This is a genomic window from Rhodanobacteraceae bacterium, assembly GCA_024234055.1.
GTDB lineage: Bacteria > Pseudomonadota > Gammaproteobacteria > Xanthomonadales > SZUA-5 > JADKFD01.
The window spans coordinates 44689-59454 of record JACKOW010000017.1 but is presented as its reverse complement, the minus strand read 5'-3'; the positions used below and the strand labels follow the sequence as shown (position 1 = coordinate 59454).

The 14766-nt window shown below is 63.9% G+C and carries 14 protein-coding genes; 7 read left to right on the top strand and 7 right to left on the bottom strand.

The features are described from left to right. Positions 1-298 precede the first annotated feature (298 nt). On the top strand, positions 299-1120 hold the full coding sequence (locus H7A19_18930) for a peptidylprolyl isomerase (GenBank protein ID MCP5476909.1): 822 nt from the start codon (positions 299-301) through the stop codon (positions 1118-1120). Positions 1121-1689: 569 nt separating this feature from the next. Here H7A19_18930 and H7A19_18925 read toward each other — a convergent pair. Beyond that, a complete protein-coding gene (locus H7A19_18925) occupies positions 1690-2379 on the bottom strand; it encodes a YggS family pyridoxal phosphate-dependent enzyme (GenBank protein ID MCP5476908.1) in 690 nt (229 codons plus the stop codon). A gap of 66 nt (positions 2380-2445) precedes the next feature. Here H7A19_18925 and H7A19_18920 point away from each other — a divergent pair, with 66 nt between their 5' ends. The 3 genes from H7A19_18920 (at position 2446) to H7A19_18910 (ending at position 6061) form a co-directional block, all read left to right on the top strand. Next, entirely contained in the window at positions 2446-3486 is a 1041-nt protein-coding gene (locus H7A19_18920) for a type IV pilus twitching motility protein PilT (GenBank protein ID MCP5476907.1), read from the top strand. Continuing rightward, positions 3483-4625: a hypothetical protein gene (locus H7A19_18915; GenBank protein ID MCP5476906.1), complete on the top strand. Its 1143-nt coding sequence runs from the start codon at positions 3483-3485 to the stop codon at positions 4623-4625. The genes H7A19_18920 and H7A19_18915 overlap by 4 nt, the downstream gene beginning before the upstream one ends. A 311-nt stretch (positions 4626-4936) precedes the next feature. Continuing rightward, positions 4937-6061: a PilT/PilU family type 4a pilus ATPase gene (locus tag H7A19_18910; GenBank protein MCP5476905.1), complete on the top strand. Its 1125-nt coding sequence runs from the start codon at positions 4937-4939 to the stop codon at positions 6059-6061. 139 nt (positions 6062-6200) lie between these two features. Here the strand turns inward: H7A19_18910 and H7A19_18905 are convergent, their stop codons facing one another. From H7A19_18905 to H7A19_18890, 4 genes are read right to left on the bottom strand one after another with little or no spacing between them, the layout of a single operon-like run. Next, on the bottom strand, positions 6201-6878 hold the full coding sequence (locus H7A19_18905) for a DnaA regulatory inactivator Hda (GenBank protein MCP5476904.1): 678 nt from the start codon (positions 6876-6878) through the stop codon (positions 6201-6203). Beyond that, entirely contained in the window at positions 6875-8140 is a 1266-nt protein-coding gene (locus H7A19_18900) for an AI-2E family transporter (protein ID MCP5476903.1), read from the bottom strand. Before H7A19_18900 ends, H7A19_18905 begins: the two co-directional genes overlap by 4 nt. After that, positions 8137-8712, bottom strand: a complete 576-nt coding sequence (locus H7A19_18895) for a CDP-alcohol phosphatidyltransferase family protein (GenBank protein MCP5476902.1) — start codon at positions 8710-8712, stop codon at positions 8137-8139. The genes H7A19_18900 and H7A19_18895 overlap by 4 nt, the downstream gene beginning before the upstream one ends. 13 nt (positions 8713-8725) lie before the next feature. Continuing rightward, positions 8726-9736, bottom strand: coding sequence for a DUF2066 domain-containing protein (locus H7A19_18890; protein ID MCP5476901.1), 1011 nt, complete (start codon positions 9734-9736; stop codon positions 8726-8728). A gap of 144 nt (positions 9737-9880) precedes the next feature. On the opposite strand from H7A19_18890, the gene purM reads away from it, so the two are divergent. The 3 genes from purM to H7A19_18875 all read left to right on the top strand — a co-directional run bounded on the left by purM (position 9881) and on the right by H7A19_18875 (position 12585). Continuing rightward, a complete protein-coding gene (gene purM, locus H7A19_18885) occupies positions 9881-10921 on the top strand; it encodes a phosphoribosylformylglycinamidine cyclo-ligase (protein ID MCP5476900.1) in 1041 nt (346 codons plus the stop codon). Continuing rightward, the gene (locus H7A19_18880; protein ID MCP5476899.1) at positions 10917-11552 is read left to right on the top strand and encodes a phosphoribosylglycinamide formyltransferase; all 636 of its coding nucleotides are present in this window, start codon (positions 10917-10919) and stop codon (positions 11550-11552) included. Before purM ends, H7A19_18880 begins: the two co-directional genes overlap by 5 nt. A 325-nt stretch (positions 11553-11877) precedes the next feature. Then, positions 11878-12585, top strand: a complete 708-nt coding sequence (locus H7A19_18875) for a DUF3108 domain-containing protein (protein ID MCP5476898.1) — start codon at positions 11878-11880, stop codon at positions 12583-12585. 498 nt (positions 12586-13083) lie between these two features. Here the strand turns inward: H7A19_18875 and murA are convergent, their stop codons facing one another. Next, positions 13084-14343, bottom strand: coding sequence for a UDP-N-acetylglucosamine 1-carboxyvinyltransferase (gene murA, locus H7A19_18870; GenBank protein ID MCP5476897.1), 1260 nt, complete (start codon positions 14341-14343; stop codon positions 13084-13086). A gap of 35 nt (positions 14344-14378) precedes the next feature. After that, a complete protein-coding gene (locus tag H7A19_18865) occupies positions 14379-14618 on the bottom strand; it encodes a BolA/IbaG family iron-sulfur metabolism protein (protein MCP5476896.1) in 240 nt (79 codons plus the stop codon). Positions 14619-14766 lie beyond the last annotated feature (148 nt).

Below are 14766 nucleotides of genomic sequence, written 5' to 3'. Positions count from 1 at the left end.
CCGCCTGACCGGATTCGAGTTTCTGCGAATCGAAGCCGAGGACGGCAACTGGTTCTACCGGGCCCAGCCCGGTGGCCAATCGGCCACCGATTTCGCCCTGACCGATTCAGCCGATGAGCGCATCGTGTTCAGCAATCCCGATCACGATTTCCCGCAGCGCATCGAGTACTGGCGCGATGCCTCGGGTCTGCACGCCGCGGTGTCGGCGCTCGATCCGGCCGAAGGGCGGCAGCAGTTCGATTTCCGCCCCGGATCTTGTCAGGTGTCAGCAGCAAAGGCAGCGTGTGCGGGCCTGACGATGGCTGAAGTGCTGGAGGCCAGCCAGCCCGGCGACTGGCGACGACCCGACCCCAAGCACACGCTTTATCTGGAGCTGGACTCCGGGCGCGTGGTGATCGAACTGGCGCCCGACTTCGCGCCCCGGCATGTGGCGAACATCCTGACACTGGCGCGCTCTGGTTACTACGACGGCCTGGCGATCCTGCGCGTGCAGGACAATTTCGTCGTGCAATGGGGCGATCCCCAAGCCGAAGACGAAGCGGCCCGCAAAGCACTGACCGCCGGGGAGCGACAGCTGGCAGCGGAATTCACCCGCAGCGCCAGCACTGATCTCAAGTTCACCGTGCTGCCCGATGGCGACGGCTATGCGGCGCAGACCGGATTTGTTGGCGGATTCCCGGCAGCGCGCGATCCCGGCTTGCAGCGCGCCTGGTTGACGCACTGCTACGGCACGCTCGGGGTGGGCCGGGACAACGATGTGAACTCCGGCGGCGGCACCGAGCTGTATGTGGTCATCGGTCATGCGCCCCGACAGCTGGATCGCAATATCACTGTGGCGGGCCGGGTCATACAGGGCATGGAGTTGCTGTCCAGCCTGCCGCGCGGGCCGGCGCCGATGGGCTTCTACGAGCAGCCCGAACAGCGCATTGCCATCCGCAAGGTGCGGGTGGCCGCTGATCTGCCGGAGGCCGAGCGCAGCCGTATCGAGTTGTTGCGTACCGATACGCCGCGCTTTCAGGATCTGATAGAAGCCCGCCGTAATCGCCGTGACGAGTGGTACAAGCAGCCGGCCGGCCATATCGACGTCTGCAGTGTGCCACTGCCGGCGCGGCAGTACTGACGACCTGCGAGAAAACAGGCTCGCCACTGTAGGAGCGACCTTGCGTCGCGACTGTGAGAGTCCCGATCGCCCTTGGCGGTGCGCCTGGTCGCGCATCAAACAGGGGCGTCATTGCGAGCCGCCTGTTCCGGCCTGAAACTGCCCACGGGCCATGAACCCGGTGTCGTAGGTCATGTTGTCCGCGTCAGCGGACTACGTGACATCGAATTGCGTCACGTAGCTCGCTACGCGAGCAACGTGACCTACAACAGCAAATCAACAACTTGCGATATGGGTTCATGGAGAGCGCAGCGAAGCAATCCAGAATCGAACTGTGAGAAGCACTGGATTGCTTCGTCGCTGCGCTCCTCGCAATGACGCCGCGATGGGGTGTTTCCGAGACTCCCTGTTCACGGCCCGTTTTATATCCAAATCAATGATCTACGATATGTTTGGTGAGAGCGGGCTCTGCCCGCGATCAGGGTCGCAGCATGCCGCATTGCCGGATCGCGGCTGAAGTCGCTCCCACAGCAGGCGTTGGTTTCGCGGACAGAGTCCGCTCCCGCAGGGGCGGCCGGGCCTGCTCAGGCTCAGCCGCCGGGCTTCGGTCTGGCTCCAAACAGCGCAGATCCGACTCGAACCATGGTCGCACCTTGTTCCAGCGCCAGTTCAAAATCGTCGCTCATGCCCATCGACAGCGTGTCGATCTGAGGAAAGTCCTGTTTCAAACGCCCAAACAGCTGGCGTAACTGTCTGAAGCTGTCCCGCCGCTGTTCCAGCCCCGGCCACGGTTTGGGGATCGACATCAGCCCGCGCAGCTGGAGTTCGGGCGATCCGGCAACGGCCCGCGCCAATTCCGCGATCTGCTCAGGCGCGCAGCCGGACTTGCTGTCCTCGTCATCGATGTTGACTTGGATCAGCACGTTGAGCGGATCCAGGTTCGCCGGACGAAACCGAGCCAGCAGCGGAATCAGCTTGGCCCGGTCCAGTGTCTGCAGCCAGTCGAAGTGCTCGGCAACTTCGCGGCACTTGTTCGATTGCAGCGGGCCGATCAGATGCCACTCGATCTCCGGGCAGCTGTCTCGCAGTTCGCGCATCTTCGCCAGGGCTTCCTGGACGTAGTTCTCGCCGAACACGCGCTGTCCCAGCGCATAGGCCTCGGCGACCGCCGAGGCCGGCTGAGTCTTGCTGACGGCGACCAGCGTGGCCAGGCCCGAGGGCGCCGCTGCCCGGATGTTTCGGGTCAGCGTGTCCAATCGGTCACTCAAGCGGGTGGTCATGGTGCGCAGTTCCGGGTGGTGACGTGGCTATACTCGACCAGCACACGTGTGAGGCAAGGGGCAGTCATGGATATCGCCGAACTATTGGCATTCAGCGTCAAGAATAAGGCTTCGGACTTGCATCTGTCGGCAGGCCTGCCGCCGATGATCCGTGTAGACGGCGATGTCCGGCGCATCAACATCCCGGCGCTGGACCACAAATCGGTCCATGGGCTGATCTACGACATCATGTCGGACAAGCAGCGCCGCGACTACGAAGAATTCTTCGAGATCGATTTCTCCTTCGAGATTCCCGGACTGGCGCGCTTCCGTGTCAACGCCTTCAACCAGAATCGCGGCGCCGCGGCGGTGTTCCGTACGATTCCTTCCGAAATCCTGTCCTTGGAAGACCTGGCCGCACCCAAGGTGTTCAAGGAATTGATCGACTATCCGCAGGGGCTGATCCTGGTGACGGGACCTACCGGTTCAGGCAAGTCGACCACCCTGGCGGCCATGCTTGATCACATCAACAAGAATGAATACGCGCATCTGCTCTCGGTCGAAGACCCGATCGAGTTCGTGCACACCTCGAACAAGTGTCTGATCAACCAGCGCGAAGTGCATCGCAACACCCATGGCTTCAATGAGGCGCTGCGATCAGCCCTGCGTGAGGATCCCGACTACATCCTGGTCGGCGAGTTGCGCGATCTGGAAACCATCCGTCTGGCGCTGACCGCGGCCGAAACCGGCCATCTGGTCTTCGGTACGCTGCACACCAGTTCGGCGGCCAAGACCATCGATCGCATCATCGACGTGTTCCCCGCCGGCGAAAAGCCGATGGTGCGTTCGATGCTGTCGGAGTCGCTGCGCGCGGTCATTGCGCAGACGCTGATGAAGAAGGTCGGCGGCGGCCGTATCGCGGCGCACGAAATCATGGTCGGCATCCCGGCCATTCGCAACCTGATCCGCGAGGACAAGGTGGCGCAGATGTATTCCTCGATCCAGACCGGCGCCAACTACGGCATGCAAACGCTCGATCAGTGCCTGCAGGATCTGGTCAAGCGTGGTCTGGTCACGCGCCAGCAGGCGATGACCTACGCCAAAGACAAGCGTCTGTTCGAGACATGAGGCCACTGACGCCGCTGAACCGGGTCAGGCGCGGCACGCGGACACGTCTGGCCTGGCTGTGTTCAGTGGCGGTGTTGGTGTGGACGGCCTTGCCGTTGCAGGCCGCGCCGCAGCCGGCGGCCGACGAGGCCAGCGTCAGCCAGCAGCTGGAGCAGTCCATGGCCGGTTACGCCGATTCGGCCATCGAACTGTTGGCGGCCAGCAAGGCCCCTCGAGAACGCTGGATAGCCGGCTTGATGCTGGTCGGCTCGGCCATGAACAACAGCCAGGATGCTGCGCGGTCCGAAGCCATGCTGGCGCGCGGACAGGCGCTGTTGAATCAGGCGCTGGCGGATGGCAAGGACGACGCCACACTGGTTTTCTGGGCCATTCTCGATCCGCCGACGGTCGATCGCAGCAATGCCGAGGCGGTGGCGCGCGAGCGTATGGCCATGACCGCGCACCTGCAGCAACTCGAACCCGACAATGCCGTGGTCTGGTTGGGCGCCTTGCCGCCGCGTGGCGAGCCCGGTGCCATCCCCGTCGCTACCGAAATGCTGGCCAAGGCGGCCGCGGCCAAGCGCTTCGATACCCATTTCGCCAGCTCCATGCAGATGCTGCTGAAGGCCTTCGGGCGGGTGCCTCTGCCGGAGGACTGGCCTGATACCAGCAGTCTGCCCGCCTACGACGGCGTTTCCCGCAAAGACCTTCCGGTGATCATGGCCGTGGGCATCGCCAGCGCCATGGCCATGCCCTATCTGGTGGCAGCCCAATGGTGGTGCGGCGGCAATGCCGACGAGCATCCCTGGCTGGATCATTGCCGCAAGCTCTCCAGGACCATGGTCGAGCACAGCGATTCCATCGTGCCGCGCTCGCTGGGACTGGCGCTGCAGGAACAGCTGTACAAGCCGGGAACCGAAGGCGCCGGGCGTACGCAGGCGCAGCGACGCGAACTGGCCTGGCTGGTGGAGCGTGGCCTGCAGCGGGTGGGCCCGGGCCAGCCGATCAGTTTTGCCCAATGGCGTCAGTTCTGGAGCCAGCCCGGTGCCAACGAAATCAGCGTCGCCCGTGCCCTGGTCAAGGCACAGAAGCTGCCGGCCACGCCACCCGATGACTTCGTCCCGGCCTGGGATCGCGAGAGCAATGAAAGCCCGCCCTGACGGGGCGTGCCCGTGATCACCCTTGAGTCCCGGTCGCCATTGGCGGTGCGCTTGTTTGCGCATCAAACAGGGGGCAGGGGGCAACGGGCAGGGGACCCAGGTCGCGGCACCCTCAGATCATGCGTCGAGGTTGGACACCAGCCCCCTGCCCCTTCATGTTGGTCCTGTAAAACAATGCGTTACCGCATGTCTGCCCAGAGTCGCAAAGGCGCACCGGGATCGCCAAAAGTTCCGCAGACAGCGATGGCAGCTTCAGGCACAATTGAGCGCTGGCGGGTGCCGATTGCGCTCCAATTCGCGGAGGGTACGAGATGAGTATCGACTTCAATTCCTTCTTGAAGCTGATGGTGCACAAGAAGGCGTCGGATTTGTTCATCACCGCGGGTGTGCCACCTTCAATGAAGGTGCATGGCCGCATCGCGCCGATCACCCAGGCCGCACTGACGCCACAGCAAAGCCGTGATCTGGTGCTCTCGGTCATGACACCCTCGCAACGCGAGGAGTTTGAGAAGACCCACGAGTGCCAGTTCGCCATCAGCCTGCAAGGTGTGGGCCGATTCCGCGTCAGCTGTTTCTATCAGCGCAATCAGGTGGGCATGGTGCTGCGTCGCATCGAGACCAAGATCCCGACGCTGGACGAACTCAGCCTGCCGCCGATCCTGAAAACGCTGGCCATGACCAAGCGTGGCCTGATCATCTTTGTCGGCGCCACCGGTACCGGCAAGTCGACCTCACTGGCGGCAATGCTGGGTTATCGCAACCAGAATTCCACCGGTCACATCATCACCATCGAAGACCCGATCGAATTCGTGCACAAGCACGAGGGCTGCATCATCTCGCAGCGCGAAGTCGGCATCGATACCGACAGCTTCGAACTGGCGCTGAAGAACACGCTGCGTCAGGCCCCGGACGTCATCCTGATCGGTGAGGTGCGCGCCCGCGAGACCATGGATCACGCCATCACCTTCGCCGAGACCGGCCATCTGTGCCTGTGCACGCTGCATGCCAACAACGCCAACCAGGCCATCGATCGCATCCTGCACTTCTTCCCGGAAGACCGTCGCCCGCAGCTGTTGATGGATCTGTCGCTGAATCTGAAGGGCATCGTCGCCCAGCAGCTGATTCCGACGCCGGACGGCAAGGGTCGTCGCGTGGCCATGGAAGTGCTGCTCGGTACGCCGCTGGTGCAGGACTACATCCGTCAGGGTGAGGTGCACAAGCTCAAGGACGTCATGAAGGAATCGACCAACCTTGGCATGCGCACCTTCGATCAGAGCCTGTTCGAGCTCTATCAGGCCGGCGAGATCAGCTACGAAGACGCGCTGCGCCACGCCGATTCCGCCAACGAGGTGCGTTTGCGCATCAAGCTGGCCCAGGGCGGCGATGCCCATACCCTGTCGGCCGGCATGGAAGGCGTGGAACTGATCGAGCGCTGAGCTTTTGCTGGTTGTGGGTTGTGGGTTGTGGGTTGTGGGTTGTGGGAGCGGACTTTGTCCGCGATCGCTCCAGAAGTAGGGCGGAACCCGCCTGCCTCAGCCCTTACGACCGCGGCCAAGCACGCGGGCGGATTCCGCCCTACGCCAACACGTCCTTCAGCAGCGGTACGGTGATGCGGCGGCCGCGGGCCAAGGCTTCGCGGTCGAGGTTGGCGAGGGTCTGCAGCAGGGTGCGCAGATCGCGACTGTGGTGCCGCAGCAGATAGTCGGCTGCGGCCTCGTCCAGCGGCATGCCGGCGTGCTCGGCGCGGTGCATCAGAATGGCCTTGCGCGCCTCGTCATCGTGGCGCTCGATGCGCAGCATCTCCGAGCGCGCCAGGCGTGAGGACAGGTCCGGCAACAAGGCTGCCGAGAGATCGTGTTCACTGCCCAGCGCCAGCAGCAGGGCGCGCTGACGATCGTGCTGACGATTGATTTCGGCGAACAGCCATTCCGCCAGGGCATGGTTGCCGAGCGCCAGTCCAACATCGTCGATGGCCACCAGTTCCGCGTCCAGTGGCTCGCCAGGTGAATCCAGCTGCAGTCGCGCCAGGGGCAGGTAGGCTGCGCTGTGGCCGGCGGCGCGCGCGGCGTCGCAGCAGGCCATCAGCAGATGCGTCTTGCCCGACGAGGGCGCACCGCCCAGCAGCACCTGCGAGGTACCCGGATGGTCCGCGAGCGCCCGCAGGCGGGCCAGCAATAAGTGGTCGTTGCCAGACCAGAATCGGTCGAAATCCGGTGCGCCCAGTCCGCCCAGCGCCAATGGCATCTGGCTCATCGGGGCTTGGGCTTCGATGGTTTGCGGCGCGAGGCCTTGGCTTTGGCTGGCGCCATCGGAGCGGGTGTCGGCGTTGCAGCGGGTGTCCGATCAGGAGCGGGGGTCGGGTCAGAAACTGGTGTCGGATCAGAGGCCGGTGTCGGTGTCGGATTGGAAGCCGAGTCCAGAGCCGAAGCCGGAGCCGAATCTGAAGCGGCTGCTGACTTTGAGCCCTCGCGGTAAAGGTCGCTGGCGACATATTGCTCATGAACATGACGCAGCACCACCATCAGCACGGCGGTGACGGGCAGGGCCAGCAGGATGCCGATAAAGCCGAACAGTTGGCCGCCGGCGAGAATGGCGAAGATCACGGCGACCGGATGCAGGCCGATGCGGTCACCGACCAGCCAGGGCGTGAGTACGAAGCCTTCCAGTGTCTGGCCGACACCGAAGACGGCCAGCACGTAGACCACATGAATGAGGTCGCGATGCTCGACCAGCGCAGCGATGACGGCACCGCCGACGCCGAGAATGCTGCCCAGATAAGGCACGAAGCTCAGCAGCCCGGCGCTCATGCCGATCAGGAAGGCGAGTTTCAGTCCGGCCAGCCACAAGCCAATGGAGTAGATCAGTCCCAGCGCCAGCATCACCGCGATCTGTCCGCGCAGGAAGGCGCTCAGCACTTCGTCCGATTGCCGGGCGATGTTGACCACCCGCGCTTCGACCGTGCGCGGCAGCAGTTCGCGCACGCGCTCGATCATCAAGTCCCAGTCGCGCAGGAAATAGAAGCTCACCACCGGAATCAGCAGCAGATTCATGATCCAGCCGATGATGGCCAGGCCGGATTTGGACACCGAGGCAATGACCGTGGCCGCTATGCCGCCGGCCTGCTGCCAGTGCGACTTCAGCATGGCCACGATCTGATCGGTGCTGAACAGTTCCGGATCGACGCCCAGATGCTCCACCAGGAAGGGCATCAGGCGTTCGCGGACCCAGCCGATGTACAGCGGCAGCTTCTCCACCAGGATGCTGATCTGGGCTTCCAGCAGCGGAATCAGGATCAGCGGCATCAGCAGCAGCAGCAGGGTCATGACCGCAAACACGATCGACACCGCAGCACTGCGACCCAGACCCCGCGCCTGCAGTCTATCGACCAGCGGATCACCCAGATAGGCCAGCAACGCGGCCATCGCAAAGGGCGTGAGGATGGGGCCCAGCAGGTACAGCAGCAGGCCGATGCCGAACAGGATGGCCAGCAGTTGCCAGCGGTGGGTCATGGTCATGAGTGCCTATCCCCGATTCGTCGCGCCTTGATACTCCAGCGGCGCACGTAGTCGACGCCGCTGACCAGCAGCAATCCTGCACAGGCCAGGATCAGCGTCTCGATCAGCCAGGTCGGTATCTGCGCCTGAACGTTCTGCCACAGCAGCAGTACCACCAGCAGCAACAGCGCCGCGGTGGTGATCTTGCCGACGATGGTCGGCGCCGCATGCAACGGCGCATAGTTGAAATGGAAAGCCACGGCGCCGCTGACGATGACCAGATCGCGGATGGCAATCAGCCCCAGCAACCAGTAGGGCAGATCGCCGTGTGCGGTCAGCGCGACGCATACCGACAGCACCAGTGCCTTGTCGGCCAGCGGATCCAGCCAGCCGCCCAGCTGTGATTGCCAGTGGTAGCGTTTGGCCAGCCAGCCGTCGATGCCATCGGTGGCGCCCGCCGTGATGAACAATGCCATGGCCAGCACGCTTTCGTCGTACACCACCAGCAAGGCGATGGGCAACGCCATCAGTAGCCGCAACACCGACAGGGCATTCGGCAGATGGCGCAATCTGGAGCGGCTGAGATCAGGCATCCGGCCCATCCATTCAGCGCAGATCGAGCACGACGGCGCCGTCGCTGCTGTCTCCGGCCACGCTCAGCAGATCGCTCATCGGCAGGATCTGCCGCAGCCGCTCCTGACCCCCGGCAACCGTCAGATCAAGGCTCATGGAATCCGCCGCCGCAGTGCTGAGATGGATTTCCCGAACCACGGACAGCGATTCCAGGTAGGCGTACACCCGGGCAAAATCACTGGCGGAGCGCAGCCCACGGACCACCGCCGACACCTGCGCAGGGGTGCTGTCAGCGGCGGCGAAAGCATAGCGTGCGGCCAATCGGTTGGCGGTCTCGTCTGCCACTGCACGCAGGGCCGAGTCGCTGTCGGATCCCCGAACCTCGAAACTCTCTTCGCGCTCGCCGTCGCCATAGGCGAAGCGACCGACCACGCCGTCTGCGGTCGCGTACAAACGACCCGCCAGTACACCCGGAGCGCCAAAACGGCTGGCGACACTGCGCAGTGAGGACACCTTGCCGCGTTCGACATCAATGACCGAGGGCGCATCTTCACCGCCGATCAGTGCCGCCTTGAGTTCGATGCCGCGCTCGCTGCCACGGCGCAACAGCGGCGCCAGCTGGCTGCTGCCGAGAAAATCGGTGCCGGAATCACCCACCACCCAGACCATCAGTGTGGGCCGCTCGCGCGCCCACCGTGCCAGACCGCTGGAGCTGACCAGCTTGTTGATCGCCCGCGGTTCAAAATTTGCGGCGTAATAGAGCTTCAGCGCCGGTGTGGGGCCAGAACGATCGATGTCCTGCCGGTAATAAAAGGCCTGGATCAGCGGCTCGGGATTGGCCAGCGCCGCCTGTACCTCGGCACGCTGCGCCGCCGAGGGGTCGCCCGAGACCTTGACCAGCACCTGTTTCAGCGCTTCGGTCATAGCTACCTTGCGGGCCGCTTCATCCTGTCCGGAGACCGGCACTTCGCCGGTATAGACATCGGAGGCGGCCAGGGGCGCCATCAGTGACAGCAACAATCCAATCAACCAAATCCGGCGCATGCACAGCTCAACCGCAAAGTTCTGATACGCCAAGTATGGCAGGCACAGATGCATTCAGACGAGGCTTGGCCCAGGCCACGGCGAGCTTCGGTTTCTTCAGCCGTGCCCGTATGCTTCGCGGCTTCACGCAGATGGTACAAGCCGATGAGCGAGAACAAGCCACTGACCTACCGCGATGCCGGGGTCGATATCGATGCCGGCAACACGCTGGTGGAGCGCATCAAGCCGGCCGTGCGCCGCACCATGCGCCCGGAAGTGCTGGCCGGCGTCGGCGGTTTTGGGGCCTCGGTTCGGGTACCGCTGGAGCGCTTCAAGGAGCCGGTGATGGTCTCGGGCACCGACGGCGTCGGCACCAAGCTGCGTCTGGCTCATCAACTTGGCCGCCATGACACCATCGGCATCGATCTGGTGGCCATGTGCGTCAATGATGTGCTGGTGCAGGGCGCGGAGCCCATCTTCTTTCTGGACTATTTCGCCACGGGCAAGCTGGAAGTCGATGTGGCGGCGTCGGTGGTGGCCGGTATCGCCCGTGGTTGCGAGGAATCGGGCTGCGCCCTGGTGGGCGGCGAAACCGCCGAGATGCCCGATATGTACCCGCCCGGCGAATACGATCTGGCCGGCTTCTGCGTGGGCCTGGTCGAACGCTCGAAGATGCTCGATGGCAGCGCCGTGCGCGCCGGTCAGCGCTTGGTCGGCATTGCCAGTTCCGGACCGCACTCGAATGGTTATTCGTTGATCCGGCGGATCCTGGCCCGCGCCGGCACCGACCTGAACACCGAGCTGAACGGCCGTCCGCTGGCTGATCATCTGATGGCGCCGACCCAGCTCTATGTCAAACCGGTGCTGTCGCTGCTGGCTGACCTGCCGATCGCCGCCATGTCGCACATCACCGGCGGCGGCTTGACCGAAAACATCATCCGCGTGATCCCCGAAGGCCTGGGCATTCAGGTCGACAGCTCGCGCTGGCCGGAACCGGCGATCTTTCAGTGGTTGATGCAGGCCGGTCAGGTGGCGCGCAGCGAGATGTGGCGCACCTTCAATTGCGGCATCGGCTTCGTGCTTGTCCTGCCGGTCGAATCGGTGGCTGCCGCGATCGAGCGCCTGCAAGCCCTGGGGCTTTCGGCCTACGATATCGGTGAAGTCAGCGAGCACGCCGGCGAGGCCGCCCGTGTCCGCATCGATTGAGAAGCTCCGAGTTGCGGTGCTGTTGTCGGGGCGGGGCAGCAACCTCGCCGCGCTGATCGAAGCCGCCGTGCAGGATCTGCCGATCTCATTGGTCGGCGCCTTTGCTGACCGTGCCGATGCGCCGGGTCTGGCCAGGGCAACAGCGGCAGCCATTCCCACGGCGAGCTTCAGCCCGAAGAGCTATCCGGACAAGGCGAGCTTCGAGGCAGCCCTGTTTGATGCAGTCGCGGAGAGCGGTGCCGAACTGGTCGTTCTGGCCGGATTCATGCGCGTGCTCACGGCGCCGACGGTGGAGCGCTGGCGCGGTCGGCTGATCAATATCCATCCCTCCCTGCTGCCCAAGTTCCAGGGGCTGCACACGCATGCCAGAGCGATCGAGGCCGGCGAGCGCGAGCATGGCGCCAGCGTCCATTTCGTGACCCCGGTGCTGGATGGCGGTCCGGTGTTGATGCAGACACGATTGCCGATCCTGCCCGGCGACACCCCGGATGCGCTCGCGACACGGCTGTTGCCGCTGGAGCATCGCCTGCTGGTCGCTGCGGTGCGGCTCTTTGCCGAGCGCCGCGTGCGGCTGGATGGCGATCAGATAGCGGTGGATGGGCAAATGATTGGCGAGCCTCTGCAGCGGTAGTTGCGGCTGCAGTGGAGGGCGCCGCGCTGCGGCTGTGCTTCTGCATTTCTGCGCTACGCTGTCCATGAACCCATTTCGTAGCTTGTTGATGCGTCGTTGCGAGGAGCGCAGTGACGAAGCAATCCAGTGCTTCTGAGGCCGTGCTTCTGGATTGCTTCGCTACGCTCGCAATGACGCATCAACAACTCGCGATCTCGGTTCTGGGGTACGCCGCTTCCTCTGGAACCAACAACCGACAACCGACAACCGCCATGACCCCGATAAGCGCGCATTCATGCGCCAGGGGCTGGAATGCACGTCCAATCTCACGCACGCCTGATTGCTGATGAAGTCTTCACACTTTTTGGGAATGACCCTGCTGCTGGCCTCGGCCTGCAACAGCGCCAGCGCGCTCGAGGCTTTCGAAGCGCGTTTCGCAGTGAGCCGCAATGACAAGGCGCTCGGGACCATGGACATGCGGCTGTCGGCGCCGGCACCGGGGCAGTGGCTGTTCGTCAGCCGCACCGAGGGACAGAAGGGTCTGGCTGGATTCCTCGGCGTCAGTATCGAAGAACGCTCACAGCTGGTCGAGTCGGACCACGGTCTGACCACCCAGAGCTATTCTTACCAGCAGGACATGGTCGGCCGTCATCGCAAGCGTCAGCTCAGCGTGGGCGCCGATGGCAGCGTGTCCGAGAGTGAAGGCGACAAGTCCTGGAACTACTCTTTGGTGCGGCCGGTGTTCGACAAGCACGCCGTCGTACTCGGGATCGCCGAGCGCCTGGCCAGCCAGACCGAGGCCGGTTCGGTCTTCGATCTGCCGGTGGCCAGCAAGGGTAAGGTCGAAAGCTGGCGTTTCCTGGTCGTCGGCGAAGAAGACGTGGAAACCGCCGGAGGCAAGGTCAAGGCCGTTCGCGTCGAGCGCATGCGTGAGAACGCCGATCGCAAGACCACCAGCTGGCACGCCGCCAGCATGGGCTACCTGCCGGTCAAGGTCGAGCAGACCGAACCCGACGGCGAACGCATCTCCAGCGTGCTGCAGAGTTACCAGTAGGGCGGAGCCCGCCCGCGAGGCGCTCCAGTGCTTGCGAAACAGCATGCAGGCGGATTCCGCCGCGTAGGTTGTCACGGCAAAGCCTGTGCCCGGTAGGAGCGCCCTTGCGGCGCGACTCCCGTTCCGCCCGCTCTGGCGAAAACCGCTGGCTGAGGTGGTTGGTGGAGAAAAGCAGGTCGCAAAGGACGCAAAGGAAAAGCAGAGAGGACGCAAAGTAGAGCGGAAGCAATTTGAATCAACTCTTCTCTTTGCGTTCTCTGCGACTCTCCGCGTTCTCCGCGTTTAAGATTCTCTACACCAGCACTCTGGCGCAGATCTGTCGCGCGGTGGCCTGACAACAGCGGTCGCGACGCGAGGTCGCTCCTACGGTCGTCGGGCCCTTCCAGGGGCTTGCACCCCTGTGGGAGCGGACTCTGTCCGCGAAGCCTTTGAAGATCGCGGACAGAGTCCGCTCCCACAGAGAGCAACCAGCAAACGACAATCAACAACCGACAACCCTCAGTTCGGCAATCGCCGGATCCTGGCGCCCAGCGCCCCGAGCTTCTCTTCGATGCACTCGTAGCCGCGGTCGATGTGATACACGCGGTCGATGACGGTTTCGCCGCCGGCGGCCAGGCCCGCCAGCACAAGGCTGGCCGAGGCGCGCAGGTCGGTGGCCATCAGCGGTGCGCCGGTCATGCTGGGCACGCCGGTCACGACTGCGGTATTGCCGTGCAGGCGGATGTCGGCGCCCAGACGGCGCAGTTCCTGCACGTGCATGAAGCGGTTTTCGAACACGGTCTCGGTGACCATGCCCACGCCTTCGGCTACCGAATTCAGTGCCGTGAACTGCGCCTGCATGTCGGTCGGGAAAGCCGGGTAGGGCGCGGTCGTCACCGACACCGCCTTGGGGCGGTTGCCGCGCATGTCGAGCTCGATCGAGTCCTCGGTGACGTTCATGTGCGCGCCGGTGTCTTCCAGTTTCTGCAGCACCGCATCCAGCGTTTTCGGACGGGCGCGCTTGAGCAGCACGCGGCCGCCGCTGATGGCGCCGGCCACCAGGAAGGTGCCGGTTTCAATGCGATCGGGCAGCACATCGTAGGTGCAGCCGCGCAGCGTCTCGACGCCGTGCACGGTGATGGTGTTGCTGCCGGCGCCTTCGATATGCGCACCCATTTCGATCAGGAAATTGGCCAGATCGACCACTTCCGGCTCCTGGGCGGCGTTCTCGATGATGGTGGTGCCGTGCGCCAGCGCCGCGGCCATCATGATGTTCTCGGTGCCGGTCACGGTGACCAGATCGAGCACGATGCGCGCACCCTTGAGGCGCTTGGCCTTGGCCTTGATGTAGCCGTTTTCGACGGTGATCTCGGCGCCGAGCGCCTCCAGACCCTTGATGTGCAGATCCACCGGGCGCGTGCCGATGGCGCAGCCGCCCGGCAGCGATACTTCGGCATGGCCGAAGCGGGCCACCAGCGGACCCAGCACCAGGATCGAGGCGCGCATGGTCTTGACCAGATCGTAGGGGGCAAAGCAGGACGTTGCCTTGGTCGGATCGGCATGAATGTGCATGCGCTCGTCGACCACCAGTTCCACACCCATCTGGCCGAGCAATTCCATCGTCGTGGTGACGTCATGCAGATGCGGCACATTGCCGATCACGCAGGGGCCATCGGCCAGCAGCGTGGCCGACAATATCGGCAGCACCGCATTCTTGGCGCCGGAAATCCAGACTTCACCATTCAGCGGTACGCCGCCCTCGACGATGATCTTGGCCATCAGTAGTTCCTTTTCAGTGCTTGCACGCGGCCGTCTTAGCCGCGCGCTGCCCATTCCTCGGGCGTGAAGGTTTTCAGCGCCAGCGCGTGGATTTCTCCGCCGAGCTTGTCGCCCAGTGTTTCATACACCCGCCGATGGCGTTGCAGCGGGCGCAATCCTGCGAATTCGGAGGCGATCACCAGTGCCTCGAAGTGCACGCCGTCGGCGCCTTCAACGCTGACCTTGGCCTGCGGCATTCCGGCGGCAATCATCGCTTGGACAGTCTCGGCATTCATGGCGTTCTTCCCTGGTCGGAGGTGTTCGAGTACCGATAAGTCGTGCCCCGGGTGCCTGTGCCCGGGTGGTTCCCTTGGGTTCAGCTGCCCGGGGTGTAGACTTCGGACCGATTCGGGGCGCGAGCCCCAGAAAGGGGCGCCGATGCTA

Excerpts from the sequence above, each read along its gene's own strand:
- H7A19_18915 (MCP5476906.1), top strand. The coding sequence starts at position 3,483 with ATGAGGCCACTGACGCCGCTGAACCGGGTCAGGCGCGGCACGCGGACA.
- H7A19_18930 (MCP5476909.1), top strand. The coding sequence starts at position 299 with ATGGCTGAAGTGCTGGAGGCCAGCCAGCCCGGCGACTGGCGACGACCC.
- H7A19_18920 (MCP5476907.1), top strand. The coding sequence starts at position 2,446 with ATGGATATCGCCGAACTATTGGCATTCAGCGTCAAGAATAAGGCTTCG.
- H7A19_18875 (MCP5476898.1), top strand. The coding sequence starts at position 11,878 with ATGAAGTCTTCACACTTTTTGGGAATGACCCTGCTGCTGGCCTCGGCC.
- H7A19_18905 (MCP5476904.1), bottom strand. The coding sequence starts at position 6,878 with ATGAGCCAGATGCCATTGGCGCTGGGCGGACTGGGCGCACCGGATTTC.
- H7A19_18900 (MCP5476903.1), bottom strand. The coding sequence starts at position 8,140 with ATGACCATGACCCACCGCTGGCAACTGCTGGCCATCCTGTTCGGCATC.
- murA (MCP5476897.1), bottom strand. The coding sequence starts at position 14,343 with ATGGCCAAGATCATCGTCGAGGGCGGCGTACCGCTGAATGGTGAAGTC.
- H7A19_18895 (MCP5476902.1), bottom strand. The coding sequence starts at position 8,712 with ATGCCTGATCTCAGCCGCTCCAGATTGCGCCATCTGCCGAATGCCCTG.
- H7A19_18910 (MCP5476905.1), top strand. The coding sequence starts at position 4,937 with ATGAGTATCGACTTCAATTCCTTCTTGAAGCTGATGGTGCACAAGAAG.
- purM (MCP5476900.1), top strand. The coding sequence starts at position 9,881 with ATGAGCGAGAACAAGCCACTGACCTACCGCGATGCCGGGGTCGATATC.
- H7A19_18865 (MCP5476896.1), bottom strand. The coding sequence starts at position 14,618 with ATGAATGCCGAGACTGTCCAAGCGATGATTGCCGCCGGAATGCCGCAG.
- H7A19_18925 (MCP5476908.1), bottom strand. The coding sequence starts at position 2,379 with ATGACCACCCGCTTGAGTGACCGATTGGACACGCTGACCCGAAACATC.
- H7A19_18890 (MCP5476901.1), bottom strand. The coding sequence starts at position 9,736 with ATGCGCCGGATTTGGTTGATTGGATTGTTGCTGTCACTGATGGCGCCC.